This window comes from Natrinema zhouii (assembly GCF_013456555.2).
Lineage (GTDB): Archaea > Halobacteriota > Halobacteria > Halobacteriales > Natrialbaceae > Natrinema > Natrinema zhouii.
This window is the reverse complement of record NZ_CP059154.1, coordinates 3542302-3562741: the sequence shown is the minus strand read 5'-3', so window position 1 is coordinate 3562741 and position 20440 is coordinate 3542302. Positions and strand designations below refer to the sequence as shown.

The window sequence follows — 20440 nt, the reverse complement described above, 5'->3', positions numbered from 1 at the left end:
ACGCATGGTCAAACTCTCGACGATCGTGATCCTCGCCGGCGTCGTGATGCTCGTCTTCCCGATTCCGCCGATCGCGAGCGCACTCGGTGGCGTCGCCGTGATTCTCGCCGGGCTCGTGCTTCGGTTCCTGATGGACCGGTAAGGCGGACTCGAGTACTGCACCGTCCTTTCGGCTGCGGGCGTCCGAAACGGTTCGTCGCCCGCGCGGTCGTCTCCTCGAACCGCTCGAGCACACAGTGTCGGGACGACGGTTTTATTCGCCGCTCTCCGACGGTCGCCCATGCACTCGACTCCGCAGGTGATCGTCGCCGGCGGCGGACTGGCCGGACTGGTCGCCGCCCGCCACCTCGCCGGTGGCGGCGTCGACGTCGCGTTGCTCGAGCGCCGCGAGACGGTCGGCGGCCGCGTTCGCACGCTCGAGCGGGACGGCTACCGATTCGATCGCGGCTTTCAGGTGCTGTTCACCGCGTATCCCGCAGTACAGCGGGAACTCGACTGCGAGGCGCTCGAGTTACGTCAGTTCGCCCCGGGTGCTACCGTTGCCAGCCCCGACGGTCTGTCGACGCTCGCGGACCCGCTCCGCGAGCCCGGAACGATTCCGGCGACGCTGTCCAACCCCTCCGTCTCCGTCGGTGACGCACTGCGGGTCGCCCGGCTCTGGTGGGACCTCCGGCGAGCGGATGCGGCGACATCGTTCGCCGGCGACGACGCGACCATCGACGCGTTCCTCCGCGAGCGCGGCTTCTCGAGGCGGTTCGTCGAGGACTTTATCGCACCGTTCTACGGTGGGATCACCCTCGACCGCTCGCTGTCGACCTCGAGGCACGTCTTCGAGTACACCTTCAGGACCCTCGCGGCGGGCAAAATCGCCGTTCCGGCAGCGGGGATTGAAGCGATTCCGACCCAGCTCGCAGACAGCGTCCGCGAGGTCGGCGGGCGGATCGAGACGGGTGTCACGGTCGAGTCGGTCTCGGGAGCCGACGGCGACTCGAGCGGCGGTGGCGAGCGCGGATCCGAAGAGGGCATCAACGGGTGCGGATCAGATGCGGGCGTCACGGTAGAGACCGACGCCGGAACCGTCGAGGCTGACGCGGTGGTCGTCGCGACCGATCCGCCGGCCGCTCGAGCGTTGACGGGCGTCGACGCGATCCCCACCGACGCGCGTCGCTGTGTCACTCAGTACTACGCGCTGCCGGCCGGGACCGGCCTCGAGACGGATCGGCGGCTGCTGTTGAACGCGACCGAGCAGGGGCCGAACCACGTCGTGCCCCACAGCGCGGTCGCGCCGGCGTACGCTCCCGATGATGTGACCCTCATCAGCGCGACCTATCTCGGTGAACGGGCGGAACGCGACGAAGATCTCGCTGCGCTGACGCGACGGACGCTCGAGTCGTGGTATCCGGATCGGCGGTTCGACGGGCTCGAGGCGGTGCACACCGCGCGGGTACCGTTCGCCCAGTTCGCGCAGCCGCCGGGGTTTTTCGAGGGGCTACCGGACGTCCGCGATCCCGCGGGACCGGTCTATCTCGCGGGCGACTACACGCGATGGTCGTCCATTCAGGGTGCGATGGAGAGCGGTCGGGAGGCCGCGAAAGCGGCCATCGACGATTTGTCTGGATAAACTTGTTTCCCCGAGTCGTGATCCGGTCTCTCGAGTCGTTCGTAGCGTTCAGTAGAGGTGTACACTGAACGCGCGGTAGAACGTGAGAATCCGCGAGCAATGCGAGCGGTTCACCGCCGGAGCGAGGTGTAACCCCGCGACGGCGGCTTTTTGGCATCAACGGGTTTTGCCGGGGTTCGACTGAGTGAGCGAAGCGAACGAGGGAGGACCCCGGTAAAAGAGGTTGCTCTACTGAACACGGAGACGACGATCACAGCAACCGCCGTAACTCGCCCAGCGGCGGAAACCAGAGCGTCTCGCCGCTCGAGTCGTCCCTGACCGCGGGGTAGAACCCGTCGGCGTCCCGGACCAGCGGCGTCTGGAAGTCGCGGCCGTCCATTCCGTTGACGGTGGAACCGGCGGCCAGTCGCGTAAAGGCTGGGAGGACGAGCACGTCCGCCCCGTCGTAGCTACCCGGGCCATAGAGGAAACACGGCCGTTTGCGTCCCTCGATCGCCAGCGCGGGATGGTCGTGACCGACGATGTACCGGTCGGCCGTCGCGTCGGGCCGCTCGTGGCCGTGACAGACCACCGTCTCCCTGTCGGCCAGTTCGTACGCGGGAGCCGTCTCGCCGTCGAACGCCGCTGCAAGCATCGTATCGTGGTTGCCCGGCGTGACGATCAGGTCGGCACCGGCCGCGTCGACGGCCTCGAGCAGGCGGTCGAGATCCCGCTCGACGCCGCGCGGGAGTTTCGAAAACGAGTGCAAGAGGTCGCCGGCGACGACGACCGTGGCCGGCTCGGTCGACTCGAGCAATCGCTGCAGTCGCTCAAGGACGTCGCTCCCGTCGTCGATCGGAGCGTCGACGCTCGAGGCGGCCGCTTTGCCGAGGTGAACGTCCGCCAGCACGAGCGTCTCCGCGGCGGGAACGTAGACGGACCGATCGCAAACATCGAACGGGACGTCGATGTCGACGTCAGTCATCGTCCGTTTCGCCCGATGCGGACTCGGGGTCGACATCGGGGTCGGTGACGCCGGGATCGGGCGTGTCACCGGTGTCGGAAGTCGATTCGGGCGCGGCGACCGTATCCGAGCCGCCGACGGAACGCGGTTCCTGACCGAGCGCGTCCGCGAGGTCGTACTCCGTGCCCGTCAGGATGTAGAGGACCTCCTCGAGGGGCTCGAAGACTTCGGGGAGGAGGCGGACGACCAGGTAGGTGATCCCCAGCAGCGCGACGATCGACAGCGACTGGGCGATGAAGTTGTGGGCGACGATATAGGAGGTCCGGTCGGCGGGCGCACCCATGAACTCCGTGACGACGTAGACGAGGACGTCCTGCTGGAACCAGCCCCACGGCGAGGCCAGGCCGATGAAGACGTTCCGGACGAGATTGAGAAACCAGATGACCCCGATGGCGAGCGCGAACGGGACGATCTTCCGTTTGAGCGGCGCCTTGACCGACGCGATCAGCCCGCCGAAGATGGCCATGCTGCCGATCCCGGTACAGGACATGATGATGTAGGTCGTTCGACCGGTGACCGTCTCGTCGGGATCGAAGGCGAAGCGGCTCTGGTAGCCGTTCGAACCCTCTTCGATGCCGGGGCTGTGCCCCAGCAGTTCCATCCCGAAATGGGTCTGGGATGCGGTCGTCTCGATCAGCCAGGTGCGAACGAACGGGATCGTCTCGGCCGGCAGATAGATGAGTCCCATGAACGCGACCGCTTTCGAGAGCAAGAGCAGCGACTCGCGGCCCCGGACGAGCAGGTAGCCCGCGTAGGCACACAGCGGCAACGCGGCGATCGTCAGCAGCGTTTGGATAGGGCTCTTGACCTCGAGGTAGTAGTGGGGGACCATCGTCAGCCAGAAGACGCCGAAGACGACCCAGGCGCCCGCGGCGAGGTATCGCGCGGGATCGACGGCACCGCGCCACTCGAGGACCATCGCCGCGACGAACGCGCCGATCGCGATCCACGCGAGCGAGTCCGCTAGCGGAACGGATCCGGCAGTCGAAGCGAGGAACGTCGCGGATCCCGTCGCCGCGGGATCGACGACCCCCGTGCTCGCGGCGGTCGTCGCTGGTAGGGCCGGCATATTCACTCAATCCGACGGACTCTCCGGCTATCAACTTGACGCCTCGATCCGACGCTGACTGCGACCGCGCGACCGCGTACCTTTTTGCCGCGCTCGCGAGACAGTAGCCGTATGGTCGACGTCCTCGACAACAAACGGGCCGCGACGCGGTTTCGGATCCTCGTGCAGATCGCCGAGCGCCAGCCCGCGGTCAGCCAGGGGGAGATCGCCGAGGAAGTCGGCGTCACGAGCCAGGCAGTCAGCGAGTACATCCGCGAACTCGTCGACGAGGGGCTCGTCGAGAAGGAGGGCCGATCCAGATACCGCGTCACCAACGAAGGCGTCGACTGGCTCTTTCGGACCGCGGACGACGTTCGCCGCTTCGCCGACCACGTCACCGGGGACGTCCTCGGCGCGATGAGCGAGGCCGCCTACATCGCGACCGACGATATCGACGAGGGCGACACCGTCTCGCTCTCGGTCAGGGACGGACTCCTCCACGCGACTCCGGGCGGTGAGGGACCGGCGACCGGCGTCGCGACCACCGACGCCGAGGCCGGCACCGACGTCGGCGTCACGAGCTTCGAGGGCGTCATGGACCTCGAGCCCGGTTCGGTCACCGTCCTGCAGGTACCCGCGGTACGGACCGGTGGCAGCCGAGCGGCCGATTCGGAGACCGTCTCCGAGCACTGCGAAAGCGCCGACCTCGTCGTCGCAGCCGGGGTCGAGGCGGTCGTCGCCTGTCGACAGGTCGGCACCGATCCGGCGGTCACGTTCGCGGCCGGTGCGGTCGCTGCCGACGGTGCCGAACGCGGCCTCGCGGTGACCACGGTCGCCACGACCAACGAGGTCGGGCGGGTCACGGACGCCCTCCGAGACGCCGACGTCTCCTACGAAGTGCTCGAGGGCTGACTGTCCCGCCGCCCGCGCGACGGGAGCAGCGTCCAACGCCTTTAGGCGGTGTCCCTTTCTCGACGAGTGGCTTCCATTTGAGTAGCAATCGTATGGAGCCGACGGAGGCATTCAGAGTGCTCGCCAGCGTCGACCGTCAGTACCTTCTCTACGAACTCCGCGAACGGAACGGCGAGAGTACCATCGGAGAACTCTCACGACGGATCGCCGCTCGGAGACACCGAACGACGAGCGAGAAGATCTCTCTTCCAGAAATCGACCGTGCTCGCGTCCGAACAGTCCACATTCACCTCCCCTCCCTGCTCGAGCAGGGCGTAATCGACGTCGACTGGAGCGACGGAACGGTCACGCTCGCCGACGACCCGAGCGTCGACGTGCTGTTCGCGGCCGCCGAGGAACTCGACGAGTGGCCGCCAGAGCCACCGCTCTCTCGTTTCTCGTAGTCCAGCGGAACGGAAGCGCGATCGGACGCAGCTCCAACAGAGAGCGACGCGATGGCGTTACCCGATGTATCGCAGATCGTCGTCCGTCGGCACGTCCATCTGCTGTTGCTGTTCCATCTCCTGAATCTTGCCGATGACTTCCTCCATCTCGTCGGCTCGTTCGTCGAGTGACTCGTACTCGAGGTCGAAGCCAAGCATCTCCTCGAGGACCTCGAGGACCGCGCGGGCGCTCTTGGGATCGACCAGATAGCCGCTGGTCTCGCCCATCAGGCAGGTCGCCTCGAAGCCGCGGCGCTCGCCCAGTCCGAGCAGGAGGCCGGAGACGCCGACGATGCCGCCGGCGGGTTCGTCCTCGCGGAACTCGACGCCCGCGTCCTCGAGCGCCTCGAGCAGCGATTCGTCGCTGACGGCACCGACGACGGCGTACTCGTCGATGAGTTCGCCGGTCGGCACGCCGCCGAGCGCGTATACTTCGGTCGCGCCGAACTCCTCGGCGACGTCGAGGAAGGCGTCGGTGAGCGTGTAGTGGCCGTCGTTGCTCTGGGCCTGATGGTCGCCCGTCAACAGAAGCAGATCACGGCCCTCGGGAACCTCGACGGCGTAGAGCTCCGCACAGGTCAGCTCCGAGACGCCGTCCTCGACGCTCACCTGTGGCGGGAACTCCCGAGAGTAGATCCGTCGCACGAGCGTGCTCTCGCCCTCGAGTTCCTCGAGCAAGTGCTCGACGGCGAGGGTGCCGACGTGTCCGACCCCCGGCAACCCCTCGACGAGAACGGGGTCGTCCAGTTCGACCTCGGCGACGACATCGATCTCGAGTTCGTCCATACCGTATCAGCGGTTGCGACGTTTAAGAGCGCGTCGGTACTCGCCGTGGGGATCGGTCGGATCGAACGGTGCCGGCGCGCTGTTCGCCGTCTCGGCACCGCAGTCGGGACAGCTCTCAGAAAGGGTGTACACCGGGCGGTCGTGGGCCTCGTGCCACGCCGAACACACCCGGATGTCGGATTTCATCGGTCGTTATTCGTCGTCGGTCCGGCGATCGCGGTGGTACTGCCCGGTGCCGCCGTGGCCTTCGATCGCGGTGACCGCTCGCTGTGCGCTCTCTTCGAGGTGGGATTCGGCGGTCTTGTAGTTCGGTGCCTTCACTTTGATCCGGTACTCGGGCGCACCGACGTAGCTCACCTCGAGGTCGACTTCCTCGGGGATCTCGCCGTTTCCTTCGGCCGCTTCGAGCGCCTCGCGAATCCCGTCGACCCCGGTGTCGGTGGGGTTCGAGAGGTCGACGTAGCCGGTGACGTTGACGTACGGCACCGAGACGTTCTCGCGAGCCGTTTCGACGATCGATTCGATCTCGTCGTCGTCGAGGTCGGTGTCCTCGAGCGCCTCCTCGCCGTGGATCGCAGCCTGCTTGAAGCCCTCGTAGAGCCCGCCGTGGATGGCGATCAGTTCGTTGGCGATCGCGGTGTAGTCCTCGTCCTCGATCTCCTCGCCGAAGGCGAGTTCCATCCAGTTGTCGGCCTTCTGCTCGTTTTTCCACTCCTGAATCTTATCGGAGCGCTGGTGGTCGTTGACGTCTTTGAGCGAGAGGTCGATCTGCTGGGAGCTCTCGTCGACGTCGAGGACCTTACAGACGGCGATCTGACCCTCTCGGACGTGGTCACGGGTGTTTTTGATCCAGCCGCTCGCGACCTCGGAGATGTGGATCAGTCCGCGCTTGTCCTCGTACTCCTCGAGATCGACGAAGACGCCGAAGTCCTCGATTTCGTCGATCTTGCCGACGACGAGTTCGCCGGGATCGGGCCAGCCGCTGTACTTCATCGTGACTCGACTGTTTCGAGGATTTCGTGTTCGATTTCGGCTTTGCCGCCGGTCGGTCGCACGAGCGTCGTGCCACAGACGGCACAGGCGACCTCCGAGGAGGCCTTGCCGAAGACGGTCTGTTCGTTCTCGCAGTCACTGCATCGAACGCTGTAGAAATTTCCTGCCATTGGTATCACTCCTGGAACTCGAGTCGGCCGGCGCGCCATCCCTCGCGGAGGTGGGCCTTGCCGCACTCGCTGCATCGGTATTTGAGGTCGGTCTTCTTGGTCGGCTTCTCGCCACCGGGTACCTTCGAGAAACGGCCGGAGTTCCCGATCGAGGAACTGTTCCGTCGGGTACGGCGAGCGTCCCATTTCATGCCGCTCGAGCGACCCGTTCGGGACTTTTCGACTTCGTGTTCGTGATGTTCGTTGCAGTGCGGACAGTACGTATTGAATCGGCGTGGCATCTGCATAGTTATCTCACTTGCCGTGGCCTAAGATAGCGCCGTTTATAACCCGTTTGGTTCGCTGTCGTTCGAAAGGCCAGTTGTCGTCCCAGAGGCCTCCGAAGCGTTTAATCCGCTCTCCTGTGAAACCGGAGCTATGAAGCAACTTATCATCCACGGGGATCCCGGCATTCGAAACGGGGCCATCATCCGATACGAGGCGGCGGAGGGGGAATCGGAGGTGGTCTGTTTCGGGATCAACAGAAACGGCGAGTACCACGGTCCCGACCGGGTCCAGCTCTGGTGTACCGTCGGTGCCGAAGACGAGTTCGAGGACTACGAGAAACGAAACTTCACGCCGCACTTCCTCGATGTCGACCGCGTCGACGCCGAGGACGTTGAAGTCGTCCGAGCGAAGAGCGATCTCGCGATCTGAGCTCGTCGCTCCGCGCCGGCGAACGTGCCAGATATCGTGGCCCGTCGTCCGACCGTTTTATTCCAACGTTGTCACTTCTACGCGGCGACCGCAAGAGGGAAATCGGCGGCGTCGACAGTGGTGGATACGCTCGAGACCGATATGACTGATTCGCTCGTAGATGCCGTCCGGATGCGGGTCCGTGCGCTGCGCTCAACGACCCGGTTTCGCCAGTTCGTCGGCGTCGGACTCGTCGGTGCAACCGTCGATATCGCCGTTCTCTTTTTGCTCGTCGAGACCACGTCACTCGGACGGCCGGTCGCGAAGCTCTTTTCCTGGGAATTCGGTATCGTGGTCATCTTCGTAATCAACGAACGGTGGACGTTCGCGAGCTACGGCGAGGTCGGGTTACGAGCACTGGGACGGCGGTTCCTCCGCTCGAACGTAGTTCGGTTGGGTGGGTTTCTCGTCACGCTGGCGATACTCGAGTTGCTAGTTCGGCAGTTCGGCATCTGGTATATGCTGGCAAACGGGGCCGGGATGGGCGTCGGCTTCTTCGTCAATTACACCTGTGAGAGTCTCTACACGTGGCAAGTCCATCAAGAGTAGCGGTAGAAACCCGCATACGGCAACCGAATCACAACCCTTAACTAGCGCACTCGGATATGATGTGATAGCGGGATGGGATAGCCAGGAGATTCCGGCGGGCTCATAACCCGCAGACCGGTAGTTCAAATCTACCTCCCGCTACTTTTCACGGATTCAACGACGACCGACGAGTGTGACGAGGAGGGAGTACTGAATCCGTGAAAATAGTTTAGTGGTAGTTTGAACCAGACGGCACCCGAGCGTAGCGAGGGTGACGGCGTGGTTCAAATTTACCTCCCGATACCCTTCAGCGGTTCAATAACGAGCGTCGAGCGAAGCGAGCGGTCGTCGCGTGGGTCATTAGATACGAGAGCGGGTGGCTAGTTCAGATCGGCTCGCTCGAAGCGTCGATAGCCGATCGCGATCGGGACGACGATCCACGCGAGCAGGACGACGGCGGCGAACCACTCCGTCAGGTAGAACGGTACTTCCCCAGCGACGCGGTTCGACACTGTGAGCACCCCCTCGCCCTGTAACGCCCCCTGCGGAACGTCCTCGACGATGTTCTCCCAACCGACCAGCGCCGGCACGTAGCCATCGATCAGCAGGCTCATGGCCTGTCTGTACGCCTCGAGCGGGTTCAGCCGGAGCGCAAAGAGGTACCACTCCGGTGCCTCGAGCCCGACGAGTTCTCCCTCGAGCAGATAATGGACGCCGGCGATCAGCGGGTGCCACACCATGGTAAACAGGATGTAGCTGCCGATCGCGCCGCCCATCGCCCGCATTCGGGTGTCAGTCATCGCCGAGACGCCGACGGCGATGGCGGTGAAGGCGGCTCCGAGCAGGAGCGTCAGGGCGACGAATCCCAGCACCGTCCGGACGGGCAGCGAGCCGAACAGGGCGATCATGAGGCCCGCGGCGAACGCACAGGCCACGAGCGTCGCGACGACGATGACGCCGGTTCGACTCGCGAGCTTTCCGAAGAGCACGTCGCGGCGGTTGTGCGAGAGCCCGAACAGGATCCGGAGGCTGCCGGACTGACGCTCCCCGACGATCGCCATATAGCCGACGACCAGCGCGATGATGGGGACGAATATCTGTCCGCCGACGTTCGTGAAGAAGAAGATGACGTCCGTCGCGCTCGGGTCCTCGATCTGGGCCGACGCGCCGAGCGTCACGATCCCCATCAGGAACAGGAAGACCGCGATGATCCCCCAGACCATCCGCGAACGCACGACGTCCTCGAAATCTTTGCGCGCGATCGCGACCCAGGTCATCGGTCCACCTCCTCCGATTCGGCCTCGAGCGCGGGCCCATCGCCCCCGGTTTCGACCCGCACGTCCCGCTCGGCTCGGCGATCGGTCTCGCGGCTCGAGTCCGATCCGGTAAACGCCGCGAACAGGTCCTCGAGCGTCGCTTCCTCGATATCGAAATCCAGCACCGCCGCGTCGGACTCGACGAGTCGGTGGACGACCGTCGCCTTGGCGCGCGGGTCAGTGTAGGAGACGTGCAGTCCGTCTTCGGCGCGACTGACGTCGGTGACGCCCTCGACCGCCGTCAGATCGCCGATCGGCTCCCCGGGTTCGCCGGCGACCTCGACGACGAGTCGCGATCCCACGCCGGCCGCGTCGCGAAGCCCCTCGATGGTGTCGACGGTGACCAGTTCGCCGTCGTCGAGGATACCGACCCGGTCACAGACCGCCGCGACCTGCCCGAGGATGTGACTCGAGAAGAAGACAGTCGTTCCGGTCTCGGCCTCCTCGCGGACGATTTCCTGCATCGTCCGAATCCCGTTCGGGTCGAGTCCGCCCGACGGCTCGTCGAGGATGAGCACGTCGGGGTCGCCCGCGAGCGCCATCGCCATCGCGAGTCGTTGGAGCATTCCCTTCGAGTAGTCTCCGACCGGCCGCCGCCCGTCGTCCCGGTCGAGGCCGACCCGCTCCAGGAGCGCGTCCGGCTCCCGCTCGCCGTCCTGCGAGTCGATCGCGAACTCGAGGTGGCGATAGCCCGACGAGCGGTCCCAGAGATCGAACCCTTCCGGCAGTACCCCGACGCGGTCGCGGACCGCGTCCGTCTCGTCCTGCGCGTCGTAGCCGAGGACGGTCGCCGATCCCTCGCTCGGTCGGACGAAGTCCAGTAACAGGTCGATCGTGGTCGTCTTCCCGGCGCCGTTCGGCCCGAGAAAGCCGAATACCTCCCCCTCCGCGACCTCGAGGTCGAGCCCCTCGAGCGCAACGACGGCCTCGTCGCCGGCACCGTAGCGTTTCGTGAGTCCCCGTGTTCGTATTGCCGGCATGTGCCTGGGTCACACGAAGAGACGGAAATAACATTCGGGTTGTCAGATCGGCTGAATGAGGTCCAGGGGTGGTATAGATAGTTTTCATCCCGTCGTTTCGATCCTCGGAAGCAACCGCTCGAGGGATACGATTGGGGATCGACGCACCGTCCGGAGCGGCGCGTCAGCCCTCGATTTCGATTTCGGTTCGAGCGACGAGACCGCGGGTCGTAGCGTCCGCGCGGTTGATCCGAACCTCGATCACGTACGTGCCTGCGTCGACCGGCTCCCACTCGTCGTCGGAAACCCGGATTCGCTGGGACCACTGCCGCCGGAAGCGTTTGCGCTCGCTCCGGGCGAAGGAGAACGCGGCGGGCCGATCCGGTACCGTTCGCGCTACCTGCGAGGCCTCCCTGTCCCCGTCGACAGCCCAGACCCAACGCTTCGGCGACTCGGTCCGGATCCGAATCGGGAACGGAAGCCGGTTGCGGAACGCGACGGTGATCTCGACCGATTCGCCGGGCTCGTATCGGCGTTTGTCCGTCGAGACGCTGACGTCGATCGCGCGGTGGCGAAGTGTCCGCGGCGTGAACGCGTGGCTGAACGCCGCCCAGTCGATCGTGCGCCCGCCCCCGATCCCGTCGTCGCTCTCCCGTCCGGGTACGAACGGATCGTCGTCCGACCGCTCGAGCGCGTCGGCGTCGTCGATCCGTTTCATCGGTCGGTCCCTCGCGGGTAGCGGTTCGATTCGACGCTCGGCTCGGGATCGCCCGCAATTCGATCGTCGAACCGGTGGCAGGCGATCGGATGATCGGCCGTTCCCGGTTCGAGCGCCGGTTCGGTCGTCTCGCAGGGCGTCTCGAAGGCCGAGGCGAGCCGGCCTCGTGCGGCCTCGAAATCGCCGGCTGCGGCGACCTCGAGCGCGTCAGCGAGAGCCGCCTCCGCGTCCGGATCGGAGAGTCGGTGGGGGATCCCGTTGGCGTCCCGGATCGCCGCCACGGCGTCTTCGCGGGCGTCGGCTCGCGGGAGCAGCGCCTCGAGCCCCGCATCGTCACCCGCCTCGGCGAGCCGGGTTCGAAGCGCCATGACGGCGCGGAACGAGTCCGTCTCGAGGTCGTACGCCGCAGGCGGGATAACCTTCGGACAGCGCGTGTGAAACCGGCAGCCCGACGGGGGATCGGTGGGGGAGGGAACCGATCCCTCGAGGACGATTCGATCGCCCGCCCAGCAGGGGTCGGGTTCGGGGATCGCCGACAGCAGCGCTTCCGTGTAGGGATGAGAGGGAACGTCGAAGACCTCGGTAGTCGTCCCGGTTTCGACGAGTTTTCCGAGATACATCACGGCCACCCGGTCGGCGATGTGCTCGACCACCGAGAGGTCGTGGGTGATGAGCAGGTAGGAAAGCCCGAACTCCTCCTGGAGGTCGGAGAGCAGGTTGAGAATCCCGGCCTGCACTGAGACGTCGAGCGCGGAAACCGGCTCGTCGCAGACGACGAACTCGGGTTCGACCGCGAGCGCGCGGGCGATGCCGATCCGCTGGCGCTGGCCGCCCGAGAACTCGTGGGGGTACCGGCTGGCGTGATTGGCTTGCAGCCCGACCGTTTCGAGCAACTCCCGAACGCGCTCGTCGCGACGATCCGGCGGGACGATGTCGTGAACCGCGAGCGCTTCGCCGACGACGTCGGCGACGGTCAGCTGCGGATTCAAGCTGGCGAGGGGATCCTGGAAGACGTACTGGATCTCGGATCGCAGCGCCCGGAGTTCGGATCGAGAGCACTCGGTCAGTTCGGTGTCGCGGTAGGTGACCGTGCCCGCGGTGGGCTCGAGCAGCCGGACGAGCGCCCGGCCGAGCGTCGTCTTGCCGCAGCCGCTTTCACCGACCAGCCCGAGGGTCTCGCCGGCGCGAATTTCGAGATCGATGCCGTCGACCGCCCGAACCGTCTCGTGCCGGCCGAGTAATCGGTCGAGAACGCCGTCGGCCGTCGTATACCGTTTCTCGAGGCCTTCGGCTCGAATCAGTGGCTCGTCGTCGGTCGTCCTCATCGCGGATCACCCGATGTCGTTCGCTCGTGACGGTCGCCGTTCGCTCCGTCCCGCACCTGCACCTCGTAATCCAGCCCGTCCTCGAGATCGCCGGTGTACTCGAGGCAGGCGGCAGCATGGGTTTCGAAATCGCCGTCGTCGGGGGCTCCCGATTCCGTCTCGACGAGTTCCGGGTGGTGTTTGGCGCAGACGTCCTCCGCGTACGGACAGCGCGGGTGGAACCGGCAGCCGGTCGGCGGATCAACGAGGTCGGGGGTCGTCCCGGGGATGGTCGTAAGGCGCTCGCGGCCGTCGCCTACTCGAGGAACCGAAGCCAGTAATCCGACGGTGTAGGGATGTTTGGGGTCGTAGTACAGCTCCTCGATCGGCGCGCGCTCGACGATCTCGCCGGCGTACTGCACCAGCACCCGATCGCACAACTCGGCGACGACGCCGAGGTCGTGGGTGACCAGCTGGATCGCCGTCTCGGACTCCCGCGCGAGGTCCGCGAGTAATTCGAGGAGCCCGGCCTGGACCGTGACGTCGAGACCAGTCGTCGGCTCGTCGCAGACGAGCAGGGCGGGATCGCAGGACAGCGCCATCGCGATGACGGCTCGCTGTTGCATTCCGCCGGAGAACTCGTGCGGATAGTCCGAATACCGGGCGGCCGGATCCGGGATCCCGACCCGCTCGAGGAGGTCGATCGCACGGTCGCGGGCCGTCTCGTCGGTGACGGCCTCGTGTGCGCGGATCGCTTCCGCGATCTGTTCGCCGACGGTGTAGACGGGGTTGAGCGCCGCCCCGGCGTCCTGGAAGACCATCGCGATCTCGTCGCCCCTGAGCGCCCGGAGTTCGTCGGCCGATAGCTCGAGAACGTTCCGTCCGCGAAACCGGATTTCGCCGCTGACGATCTCGCCGGGGGACTCGATCAGGCGGAGCAAGGCGAGGCTGGCGACGCTCTTGCCAGCACCGCTCTCACCGACGAGTCCGAGCGTCTCGCCCGCGCGGATCTCGTAACTGATGCCGTCGACCGCCCGAACGACGCCGTTTTCGGTATAGAACTGGACGACGAGATCCTCGACCTCGAGCAGCGCCATCAGCGCAGCCGCCTCCGTTCGTCGCTCGCGTCCCGGTGGGGGTCGAGCGCGTCGTTGATTCCGTCACCGACGAGGTTGATCGCCAGCACGAAGAGGAAAATCGCGAACCCGGGGAAAACGGTGATGTGCCAGTCGCCTCGGACGAGTGAACTCCGGCCCTGCGAGAGCATCGCGCCCCACTCGGCGCTCCCCGGCTCGAGGCCGAGCCCGAGGAAGCCGAGCGCCGCCGCGGTGAGGACGACCGTGCCGACGTTGAGCGTCGCCTGGACGACGACGGGGGCGACGGCGTTCGGGACGACGTGTCTGCGGATGACCGTCCGATCGGGGACGCCGAGTGCTCTCGCGGCCGTGACGTACTCGCGTTCCCGGACCGAGAGAACTTCGCCGCGCAACAGTCGAGCGTAGCCGATCCAGCCGGTGACGGCCAGTGCCAGCACCACCGTCCAGAAGCCGCCGCCGAGGATTGGCACCGGCTCGAGGATCGGGACGATCGCGATCGCCAGCACCAGAAACGGGAAGGCGTACAGCACGTCGACGAGCCGCATGATCGCCTCGTCGATCCAGCCGCCGAAATAGCCTGCGATCGCCCCGAGGGGGACGCCGACGCACAGCGCCAGCGCGACGGCGACGAGCCCGATCCCCAGCGTGTACCGGCCGCCGACGAGGACCCGCGAGAGTTGATCGCGGCCCGCCCAGTCGGTCCCGAAAGGGTGCGCTCGAGAGGGCGGCGCGTTCGCCGGGCCGACGAACATCGCGGACGGATCGTACGGTGCCAGCGAAAACGGCTGGAGCGTGATCGTCACATCTGCCGTCGACACCTCGATCGGTCTGGCGAAGACGGCCAGCACCGCCATGACGACGATCACTCCCAGTCCGACCATCGCCGTTCGATTCCGTCGAAATCGACGCCACGCGTCCTCGAGGCGGCGTCTCGGCCGGTCGGGTTCCGACTCCGTCTTCGGTGTCGTCTCCGCGGGCGTCGTCGAACTGGCGATGGGCCCCGTCGCTGTTGCGTCGTCGTCATCGTCGTCTTCCCGATTACCCTCCTGCTGGTCCGCGACGGCGTCGTCGAAGCCGACGATGCGAATCCGGCCGCGCTGGGTGGTGGGACGTCGGTCGCTCATTGGGTAGATTGGTTAGTATCGAATGCGTGGATCGAGGATCGCGTAGACGACGTCGACGAGCAGGTTCGCGAGGACGATCGCGACGCCGATGACGAGGACGGTCGCCTGGATGAGCGGGTAATCCCGCCGCAGGATCGAGCGGACCAGCAGCCGCCCCATGCCCGGCCAGGAGAATATCTGCTCGACGACGACGGCGCCGTCGACGAGAAATGCAAGCTGGAGGCCGGCGACGGTGACGATCGGGAGCAGGGCGTTTCGCAGAACGTGTTTCAGGATCACCGTTCGTTCGGGGAGCCCCTTCGCGCGTGCGGTCCGGACGTAGGCCGCCTCGAGTTCCCGGCGCATCGACGACCGCAAGAGGCGCATGACCAGCGCGGCCGAAGCGGTCCCCAGCGTAATCGTCGGCAGGAGCATGAACTTCGCCATCGCGAGGCTCGCGAGCGGCGCGTCCGGTGGAATCACGCGAAACCAGCCCAATCGGACGCTGAAGACGAACAACAGGATGAGGCCGAGCCAGAAGTTCGGCGTCGCGATTCCGGCCAGCGCCGCGATCCGCCCGAGTTCGTCGGCCGGCTCGCCCTCTCTGACGGCGGCGACGATTCCCGTGGGAACCCCGACAGCGAGCGCGAGTAGCCACGCGGCCCCGCCGAGCGCGAGCGTCGCCGGGAGCCGGCGACCGATCGTCGCCGTGACGTCGCGACCGGTAATCGGCGACTCGCCGAACTCGAGGGTGGCCGCGTCGCGCAGCCACAGCAGGTACTGTTTCCACACCGGCTGGTCGAGGTGGTACTCGGCCCGGATCGACGCCTCGACCGCCGGGCTGACGTCCTGAAAGCCGATGATCGCGTCGACCGCGTCGCCCGGCAGCAGGTGGACGAAGGAAAAGGTCAACGCGGTGACGCCGAAAAGGACTGGCACCGTGACCAACAACCGCGTCCAGATGTATCGGCCGATCGACATTGATGTAAGTGGAACGGACCCGTTAGTTCGGGCGGATGTACTCGTCCGCGATCATCTCCTGAAACGACTCGCTCGTGTACTCCTCGAGCAACGGTGAGATCGGCGTATATGCGAGTTGGCCGATACCGCGGTAGACGTTCTCGAGGATTCGTTCGCGCGGAATCAACATGTTACAGCCGCGGCGGACCGACCGCTCGGAAAACGGCGCGCGGTACGTGGGGTAGATCACCATATCGTAGCTGCCGCTGACGCGACGACCAACGTCGTAGGCGTTGTTGCGTTCGAAGTCAGCGATGCTCGCCGACGGGACGCCGTAACTGAAGTGGATGTTCCCGGCCTCGAGTGCGCCCTGTCGAGAGGACTTCTCGGAGATGATCTCGAGCGTGACGGTTTCGATCGGTGCCGTTTCGGGGACCGCTTTGTCGCCCCCGTACCAGTACTCGTCGAACCGCTCCATTCGCCAGTGGTCGTCGCTCTCGTGTTCGACGAATCGGTAGGGCCCGGTTCCGACGGGCTCCGACTCGAGGTCGTGTTCGCCGTCGATCACCGCCATCGGAACGATCGATACGTTGAACAGCGCGGTTTCGAAGGGGCCGTACTCCCGTGAGCAACTGATCTCGATCGTCTCGTCGTCGATAACCTCGCTGCTCTCGTACCAGTCGTTGATGTCGCTCTCTCGAGTCGTTCCCTCGTAGCGTTCGAGCGAGCCTTTGACGTGATCCGCGGTGAGCTCTTCGCCGTTGTGAAAGCGGACGCCCTCGCGGAGGGTGAATCGGTAGGTCATCCCGTCGGTTTGCCCTTCGTCGATTCGCTCCCAATCGGTGGCGAGCATCGGCTGAATATCGCCGTCGAAGTCGACGCCGACGAGTTGCTCGTAGAGCAGTGCCGTCGCCTGACTGGAGACGGTCCCGGTTATCGAGACGGGATCGTAGTTGGTGACGTCGCTCCCGAGGTCGCCGATAAATTCGGCCCCCTCCTCGAGATCGGTGTAAACGCCGGCCCAGGGTGCGTATATTGCGTAGTACGCCCCTGGCCGGAGTGGATACGTCTCCCAGCGACTGACGACGTCGTCGTCCCAGACGTGGGTCTCTTCGTGAAAGCGAACGAAGGACGCCGGCGAGTCGGCGACCAGTTCCGTCTGCAGGTTCTGGTAGCTCTCGACGCGATCTTCGTGATTCGTTTCGGTGAGGCCCGCGTCGAGGTACTCGTCGACGGTCTCGTTGGAGTAGTGACCGACGTTGAACCCACTCGGCGCGTGACTGTCCGAGTGAAAGAGCATGTCGACGAAATTGCTGGGATCCCAGCCGCCGGTCCAACTCGAGATGAATACGACGTTTTCGTTCTCCTCGGCCGCGGCGAGCATCAGATCGACGTGAGAGCCGAAGTCCTGAGACGTAATCGAGATGTCGAAAAAGCCAGTCCCGTTGAGTTCGTTCCGGAGTAGCTGTGCGAACTTGTCCCGTTCCTCGTCCTGGGTGATGGCGATCGTGGTCTCGAACGGCGGCTCGATATCTGCCGCCTCGAACCCCTCCTGTATCAGCTCCTCGGCCGGACCGTCGGCCGTGACGCTGTCGAACCTGAGACAGCCCGCGAGTCCCGCGATCCCAGCCGCCCCCGCACGCTTCAGGAGTGAACGCCGTCGCAGCCGACCGCGTTCACCCGGCCCGACGCTATTCCCTGCCATCGTCGTGGGATTCTAATCCTGCAAACATATTCCTTGTGTTGAGTAGACACGGAGGGGGTCGAAACCCCAAACTCGAGTCTCAGTTCCGTCTGCAGTCCGCCGGTTGTCCGTAATTCGTGTGAGAACGGTTCAACGAACTGCTTATCGAAGCGCGCTTACTGATCGCCTTCCTCGTCGACGATAACGACCTCGCCGTCGACGACGTCGACGTTGATCAGCGTCTTGACGTCGTAGCCGGCGTCGTCGACCTTGTTCTCGCCGCCGACCTTCTTGATCACGGCGACCGTGTCGACGACCTCCGCACCGATCTCGTGGAGCGCCGTGAGCACCGATGCGAGCGTGCCGCCCGTCGAGAGGACGTCGTCGAGGACGAGGACACGCTCGCCCTCGCGGACGTCGTTGATGTACATCTCGTTTTCGGAGTAGCCGGTCTTCTGGGAGATTGCGACCTCGTCCTCGAGGCCGTACTTGCGCTTTCGGATGACGGTCAGCGGGATGTCGGTCATCAGCGAGACGGCGGTGGAGATGTGAATGCCCATCGCCGCGGGGGTGACGATTCGGTCGACCTCCTCGAGTTCGGCTTTTCGGATGATTCGGATGACGATCTCGCGGAGCAGCCCCGGATCGAGTTTGGGAAGCCCATCGCTGATCGGATGCACGAAGTAGTGATAGCCGTTCTTCTCGATGATCGGGGCCTCGAGGAGGGACTGCTTCAACTGATCCATGCTGTGGGTCGAACCGTCGCGGAGTAAAAGTTGACGATCCGAGCGAGTGAGCCGCGAGATATTCCGACGTGGGAATTCCGTCCCTACAGGCTCCCCGGCGCTCGTCCCGTTCGGGCCGACCGGACTGTTCGGAGTCGGTCACTCGTCCGTGCTGTAGCTCAGCTCCGGTGGCTGGTCGCCGTGACCGAGACGCATGTTTCGTTCGTGGTAGATGTGTGCAACCGCGGTCAGCGTAAACGTGGCCGCGACGACGGTCATCCAGGAGAGATCAGAGAGTTGGGTGAGCGGATAGATCCCCAGCCACAGCGCAGCGACCAGCGCACAGCTGATCGCGCCCAGCGAGAGGTACAGTTCGCGCCACGCGAACTCCCGGCCGGGGACGATCTCGAGGTAGACGCTGATATCTCCGGTTCGATCGGTCCCCTCGATGACGCCCCGATCGGAGTCGAAGCAAAGGATATCAGCCGCGTCCATCTTCGGGAGATGGGTCTGCTGGAGCGTCGTATAGACCCGCTTTCGCTGCTCGGGAGTGACGCCCTCGAGAGTCGTGTCGTACTCCCAAGCGGCGATCTGCTGGGCGAGGTCACCGAGTTCGACGGGACGATCGTCCTGCTTGAGGTATTGCAGGATATAGCGACGCCGCTGATTTCGCAGTACTTCGAAGATTTCGCCCTTGGTGAGCGGCTCGTCGGCCGCGTCGGGATCGTCGGTCGCGTCGGCGTCCGAAGCGGAGGCCACATCACCGTCGATGGGACTGTCGTCTCCATCATTTGGGTCGTCGCCATCGTTAGGTCGGTGTTGTTGTACCACGTCGATCACCTCGGAGTGCCGGACGATTCCGGTAGTTCGATCGCGTCCAAACCAAGTCGAATACCCATTAGTTCGGTCGCATGAACCCCACCCATATAATTCTCCTGACGGACTCAGCGCTAAATCAGCCGTCTGCGGACTCGACTCCGAGAACCGCCGCGATCGAGTCGGCGATTTCGCTGCCAAGTCCGGTTTTCGTCCCCTCGTATCGGGCGGCGTCATCCGCGTGGACCAGTAGTGCGCGCGTCGTCTCCGACCCCATCACGCTCGCGTCGTTGGCGACGACGAACGCGAGACCGGCCCGCTCGAGGGTCTTTCTGGCCTGCTCGATCATCGCCGCCTCGTCGCCGGAGGTTTCGGTCTTGAAGCCGACGATCGGCAGGTCGGGATATGCAGTGCGGAGCTCGTCGATGAGCTTCGGCGTCGGCTCGAGCTCGAGCGTGAGCTCCTGGCCCGAGCGGATCTTCTCGTCGCTCTCCTCGACGGTGTAGTCGCCGATCGCGGCCGCCGAGACGAGCGCGTCGGCGTCCGAACAGGCATCGCGCGTGGCCGCAAGCATTTCGCTGGCACTCTCGACCCGCCGAGTCTCGGCGTAGGGCACGTCGGGCCCGTCGTGGACGAGCGTCGCGTCGGCTCCGCGGACGTAACAGGCTTTCGCGACCGCTCGTCCCATCTTGCCCGACGACCGGTTCGTGATGACTCGGACGGGGTCGATCGACTCGCTCGTCGCGCCGCTCGTGACGACGATGTGCTCGCCCTCGAGCGGTCGGTCGCCGGCTGCGCGGGCCACGTCACAGACGATCGCCTCTTCGCTCGCGATCTTGGCTTTCCCCTCCTCGATGCGCGGGTCGACGAAGTTGATTCCCCACTCGGAGACGGTGTCGATGGCCTCGAGCACGCCGGGGTGGTCGTACATCGGTTCGTGCATCGCGGGCGCGACGACGACCGGCGTGTCGGCACCGAGCGCGGTCGTGGCACACGTCGTGACGGGCGTGTCGTCGACGGCACCTGCTATCTTGCCGACGGTGTTGGCCGTCGCGGGCGCGATCAAAAATACGTCCGCCCAGCCGTCGTAGCCGCAGAGGTCGACGTGTTCGACGCCCCCCGTGATCTCCGTGACGACCTCGTTTTCGGTGGCGAACTCGACCGCCCAGGGGTGGATGATCCCCTGCGCGCTGTCGGTCATCACGCCGCGAACCGCCGCTCCCTGGCGTCGCAGCTCGTGGGCCAGTTCGACCGTTTTCACGGCCGCGATCGACCCCGTGATCCCGAGCGCGACGTTGACTCCCTCGAGCATTCGTCTGCTAGTCTCTCTCGGGGTATGTTAAGCGTAGCGGGGCGTCGGCAGACTGTCGCGACCGGAACCGGCGTGTGATCGGCGACGACATCGCAGGCCTCCCCCTTCGCGTCAGTCGCTCCTCCGAACGAGTCCGTAGCCCGCTCAGGCCCGTAGCCCGTTCGGGCC

The 20440-nt window shown here is 65.3% G+C and carries 24 protein-coding genes and 1 tRNA gene; 7 read left to right on the top strand and 18 right to left on the bottom strand.

All coding sequences use genetic code 11. From position 1 onward, the window contains the following. Window positions 1–4 precede the first annotated feature (4 nt). Window positions 5–142 (top strand): transporter, encoded by a 138-nt coding sequence (locus tag HYG81_RS36425; RefSeq protein WP_180841038.1) that lies wholly within the window; start codon window positions 5–7, stop codon window positions 140–142. 138 nt (window positions 143–280) lie between these two features. After that, window positions 281–1621, top strand: coding sequence for an NAD(P)/FAD-dependent oxidoreductase (locus tag HYG81_RS36420; RefSeq protein ID WP_180841037.1), 1341 nt, complete (start codon window positions 281–283; stop codon window positions 1619–1621). Between the two features lie 250 nt (window positions 1622–1871). On the opposite strand, the gene HYG81_RS36415 is transcribed toward HYG81_RS36420, so the two are convergent. Together HYG81_RS36415 and artA are read right to left on the bottom strand one after the other, a co-directional pair. After that, complete coding sequence (locus tag HYG81_RS36415; RefSeq protein ID WP_180841036.1) at window positions 1872–2585, bottom strand: metallophosphoesterase; 714 nt, start codon at window positions 2583–2585, stop codon at window positions 1872–1874. Then, window positions 2578–3693 (bottom strand): archaeosortase A, encoded by a 1116-nt coding sequence (gene artA / locus HYG81_RS36410; RefSeq protein WP_180841035.1) that lies wholly within the window; start codon window positions 3691–3693, stop codon window positions 2578–2580. Before artA ends, HYG81_RS36415 begins: the two co-directional genes overlap by 8 nt. A 111-nt stretch (window positions 3694–3804) precedes the next feature. Here artA and HYG81_RS36405 point away from each other — a divergent pair, with 111 nt between their 5' ends. Together HYG81_RS36405 and HYG81_RS36400 are read left to right on the top strand one after the other, a co-directional pair. Beyond that, the gene (locus HYG81_RS36405) at window positions 3805–4584 is read left to right on the top strand and encodes a DUF7839 domain-containing protein (RefSeq protein WP_180841034.1); all 780 of its coding nucleotides are present in this window, start codon (window positions 3805–3807) and stop codon (window positions 4582–4584) included. A gap of 77 nt (window positions 4585–4661) precedes the next feature. Further along, the gene (locus tag HYG81_RS36400) at window positions 4662–5027 is read left to right on the top strand and encodes a DUF7344 domain-containing protein (RefSeq protein WP_340674428.1); all 366 of its coding nucleotides are present in this window, start codon (window positions 4662–4664) and stop codon (window positions 5025–5027) included. Between the two features lie 57 nt (window positions 5028–5084). On the opposite strand, the gene HYG81_RS36395 is transcribed toward HYG81_RS36400, so the two are convergent. Genes HYG81_RS36395 through HYG81_RS36375 form a run of 5 tightly spaced genes read right to left on the bottom strand, consistent with a single transcriptional unit; the run spans window position 5085 to window position 7302 of the window. Further along, window positions 5085–5852 (bottom strand): proteasome assembly chaperone family protein, encoded by a 768-nt coding sequence (locus HYG81_RS36395; RefSeq protein ID WP_180841032.1) that lies wholly within the window; start codon window positions 5850–5852, stop codon window positions 5085–5087. Window positions 5853–5858: 6 nt separating this feature from the next. Then, window positions 5859–6038, bottom strand: coding sequence for an RNA-protein complex protein Nop10 (locus tag HYG81_RS36390; protein WP_180841031.1), 180 nt, complete (start codon window positions 6036–6038; stop codon window positions 5859–5861). 6 nt (window positions 6039–6044) lie between these two features. Then, window positions 6045–6845, bottom strand: a complete 801-nt coding sequence (locus HYG81_RS36385) for a translation initiation factor IF-2 subunit alpha (RefSeq protein ID WP_180841030.1) — start codon at window positions 6843–6845, stop codon at window positions 6045–6047. Next, on the bottom strand, window positions 6842–7015 hold the full coding sequence (locus HYG81_RS36380) for a 30S ribosomal protein S27e (RefSeq protein WP_097378458.1): 174 nt from the start codon (window positions 7013–7015) through the stop codon (window positions 6842–6844). Before HYG81_RS36380 ends, HYG81_RS36385 begins: the two co-directional genes overlap by 4 nt. Window positions 7016–7020: 5 nt before the next feature. Then, a complete protein-coding gene (locus tag HYG81_RS36375; protein WP_098724294.1) occupies window positions 7021–7302 on the bottom strand; it encodes a 50S ribosomal protein L44e in 282 nt (93 codons plus the stop codon). 130 nt (window positions 7303–7432) lie between these two features. Between HYG81_RS36375 and HYG81_RS36370 the strand changes: the two genes are divergently transcribed. The 3 genes from HYG81_RS36370 to HYG81_RS36360 all read left to right on the top strand — a co-directional run bounded on the left by HYG81_RS36370 (window position 7433) and on the right by HYG81_RS36360 (window position 8440). Then, on the top strand, window positions 7433–7711 hold the full coding sequence (locus tag HYG81_RS36370) for an HAH_0734 family protein (RefSeq protein WP_180841029.1): 279 nt from the start codon (window positions 7433–7435) through the stop codon (window positions 7709–7711). A 141-nt stretch (window positions 7712–7852) separates the two neighbouring features. Beyond that, entirely contained in the window at window positions 7853–8299 is a 447-nt protein-coding gene (locus HYG81_RS36365; RefSeq protein WP_180841028.1) for a GtrA family protein, read from the top strand. Between the two features lie 66 nt (window positions 8300–8365). Next, window positions 8366–8440, top strand: a tRNA-Met gene (locus HYG81_RS36360). A gap of 218 nt (window positions 8441–8658) precedes the next feature. Here HYG81_RS36360 and HYG81_RS36355 read toward each other — a convergent pair. From HYG81_RS36355 to coaBC, 11 genes are all read right to left on the bottom strand, one after another. Beyond that, complete coding sequence (locus HYG81_RS36355; RefSeq protein WP_180841027.1) at window positions 8659–9555, bottom strand: ABC transporter permease subunit; 897 nt, start codon at window positions 9553–9555, stop codon at window positions 8659–8661. Then, window positions 9552–10574, bottom strand: coding sequence for an ABC transporter ATP-binding protein (locus HYG81_RS36350; protein ID WP_180841026.1), 1023 nt, complete (start codon window positions 10572–10574; stop codon window positions 9552–9554). Before HYG81_RS36350 ends, HYG81_RS36355 begins: the two co-directional genes overlap by 4 nt. Before the next feature lie 163 nt (window positions 10575–10737). Then, complete coding sequence (locus tag HYG81_RS36345; protein ID WP_180841025.1) at window positions 10738–11271, bottom strand: DUF7974 family protein; 534 nt, start codon at window positions 11269–11271, stop codon at window positions 10738–10740. Next, window positions 11268–12596 (bottom strand): ABC transporter ATP-binding protein, encoded by a 1329-nt coding sequence (locus HYG81_RS36340; RefSeq protein WP_180841024.1) that lies wholly within the window; start codon window positions 12594–12596, stop codon window positions 11268–11270. Before HYG81_RS36340 ends, HYG81_RS36345 begins: the two co-directional genes overlap by 4 nt. After that, the gene (locus tag HYG81_RS36335; protein WP_180841023.1) at window positions 12593–13672 is read right to left on the bottom strand and encodes an ABC transporter ATP-binding protein; all 1080 of its coding nucleotides are present in this window, start codon (window positions 13670–13672) and stop codon (window positions 12593–12595) included. The genes HYG81_RS36340 and HYG81_RS36335 overlap by 4 nt, the downstream gene beginning before the upstream one ends. Further along, on the bottom strand, window positions 13672–14796 hold the full coding sequence (locus tag HYG81_RS36330; protein ID WP_180841022.1) for an ABC transporter permease: 1125 nt from the start codon (window positions 14794–14796) through the stop codon (window positions 13672–13674). The genes HYG81_RS36335 and HYG81_RS36330 overlap by 1 nt, the downstream gene beginning before the upstream one ends. A gap of 12 nt (window positions 14797–14808) precedes the next feature. Continuing rightward, the gene (locus HYG81_RS36325) at window positions 14809–15756 is read right to left on the bottom strand and encodes an ABC transporter permease (RefSeq protein WP_180841021.1); all 948 of its coding nucleotides are present in this window, start codon (window positions 15754–15756) and stop codon (window positions 14809–14811) included. Window positions 15757–15778: 22 nt separating this feature from the next. Then, a complete protein-coding gene (locus tag HYG81_RS36320) occupies window positions 15779–17440 on the bottom strand; it encodes an ABC transporter substrate-binding protein (protein ID WP_180841020.1) in 1662 nt (553 codons plus the stop codon). Window positions 17441–17595: 155 nt separating this feature from the next. After that, complete coding sequence (gene hpt / locus HYG81_RS36315) at window positions 17596–18165, bottom strand: hypoxanthine/guanine phosphoribosyltransferase (protein WP_180841019.1); 570 nt, start codon at window positions 18163–18165, stop codon at window positions 17596–17598. A 138-nt stretch (window positions 18166–18303) separates the two neighbouring features. After that, window positions 18304–18984: a DUF7344 domain-containing protein gene (locus HYG81_RS36310; protein ID WP_425607528.1), complete on the bottom strand. Its 681-nt coding sequence runs from the start codon at window positions 18982–18984 to the stop codon at window positions 18304–18306. 115 nt (window positions 18985–19099) lie between these two features. After that, entirely contained in the window at window positions 19100–20272 is a 1173-nt protein-coding gene (coaBC, locus tag HYG81_RS36305; protein ID WP_180841018.1) for a bifunctional phosphopantothenoylcysteine decarboxylase/phosphopantothenate--cysteine ligase CoaBC, read from the bottom strand. Between the last annotated feature and the right edge of the window lie 168 nt (window positions 20273–20440).

What these genes read in the sequence shown, in the direction of transcription:
- HYG81_RS36370 (WP_180841029.1), top strand. Translation starts at nt 7,433, where the DNA reads ATGAAGCAACTTATCATCCACGGGGATCCCGGCATTCGAAACGGGGCC.
- HYG81_RS36320 (WP_180841020.1), bottom strand. Translation starts at nt 17,440, where the DNA reads ATGGCAGGGAATAGCGTCGGGCCGGGTGAACGCGGTCGGCTGCGACGG.
- HYG81_RS36365 (WP_180841028.1), top strand. Translation starts at nt 7,853, where the DNA reads ATGACTGATTCGCTCGTAGATGCCGTCCGGATGCGGGTCCGTGCGCTG.
- HYG81_RS36405 (WP_180841034.1), top strand. Translation starts at nt 3,805, where the DNA reads ATGGTCGACGTCCTCGACAACAAACGGGCCGCGACGCGGTTTCGGATC.
- HYG81_RS36375 (WP_098724294.1), bottom strand. Translation starts at nt 7,302, where the DNA reads ATGCAGATGCCACGCCGATTCAATACGTACTGTCCGCACTGCAACGAA.
- HYG81_RS36340 (WP_180841024.1), bottom strand. Translation starts at nt 12,596, where the DNA reads ATGAGGACGACCGACGACGAGCCACTGATTCGAGCCGAAGGCCTCGAG.
- HYG81_RS36330 (WP_180841022.1), bottom strand. Translation starts at nt 14,796, where the DNA reads ATGAGCGACCGACGTCCCACCACCCAGCGCGGCCGGATTCGCATCGTC.
- HYG81_RS36350 (WP_180841026.1), bottom strand. Translation starts at nt 10,574, where the DNA reads ATGCCGGCAATACGAACACGGGGACTCACGAAACGCTACGGTGCCGGC.
- coaBC (WP_180841018.1), bottom strand. Translation starts at nt 20,272, where the DNA reads ATGCTCGAGGGAGTCAACGTCGCGCTCGGGATCACGGGGTCGATCGCG.
- HYG81_RS36345 (WP_180841025.1), bottom strand. Translation starts at nt 11,271, where the DNA reads ATGAAACGGATCGACGACGCCGACGCGCTCGAGCGGTCGGACGACGAT.
- HYG81_RS36415 (WP_180841036.1), bottom strand. Translation starts at nt 2,585, where the DNA reads ATGACTGACGTCGACATCGACGTCCCGTTCGATGTTTGCGATCGGTCC.
- HYG81_RS36425 (WP_180841038.1), top strand. Translation starts at nt 5, where the DNA reads ATGGTCAAACTCTCGACGATCGTGATCCTCGCCGGCGTCGTGATGCTC.
- HYG81_RS36380 (WP_097378458.1), bottom strand. Translation starts at nt 7,015, where the DNA reads ATGGCAGGAAATTTCTACAGCGTTCGATGCAGTGACTGCGAGAACGAA.
- HYG81_RS36355 (WP_180841027.1), bottom strand. Translation starts at nt 9,555, where the DNA reads ATGACCTGGGTCGCGATCGCGCGCAAAGATTTCGAGGACGTCGTGCGT.
- HYG81_RS36420 (WP_180841037.1), top strand. Translation starts at nt 281, where the DNA reads ATGCACTCGACTCCGCAGGTGATCGTCGCCGGCGGCGGACTGGCCGGA.
- artA (WP_180841035.1), bottom strand. Translation starts at nt 3,693, where the DNA reads ATGCCGGCCCTACCAGCGACGACCGCCGCGAGCACGGGGGTCGTCGAT.
- HYG81_RS36385 (WP_180841030.1), bottom strand. Translation starts at nt 6,845, where the DNA reads ATGAAGTACAGCGGCTGGCCCGATCCCGGCGAACTCGTCGTCGGCAAG.
- HYG81_RS36335 (WP_180841023.1), bottom strand. Translation starts at nt 13,672, where the DNA reads ATGGCGCTGCTCGAGGTCGAGGATCTCGTCGTCCAGTTCTATACCGAA.
- HYG81_RS36390 (WP_180841031.1), bottom strand. Translation starts at nt 6,038, where the DNA reads ATGAAATCCGACATCCGGGTGTGTTCGGCGTGGCACGAGGCCCACGAC.
- HYG81_RS36325 (WP_180841021.1), bottom strand. Translation starts at nt 15,756, where the DNA reads ATGTCGATCGGCCGATACATCTGGACGCGGTTGTTGGTCACGGTGCCA.
- HYG81_RS36395 (WP_180841032.1), bottom strand. Translation starts at nt 5,852, where the DNA reads ATGGACGAACTCGAGATCGATGTCGTCGCCGAGGTCGAACTGGACGAC.
- hpt (WP_180841019.1), bottom strand. Translation starts at nt 18,165, where the DNA reads ATGGATCAGTTGAAGCAGTCCCTCCTCGAGGCCCCGATCATCGAGAAG.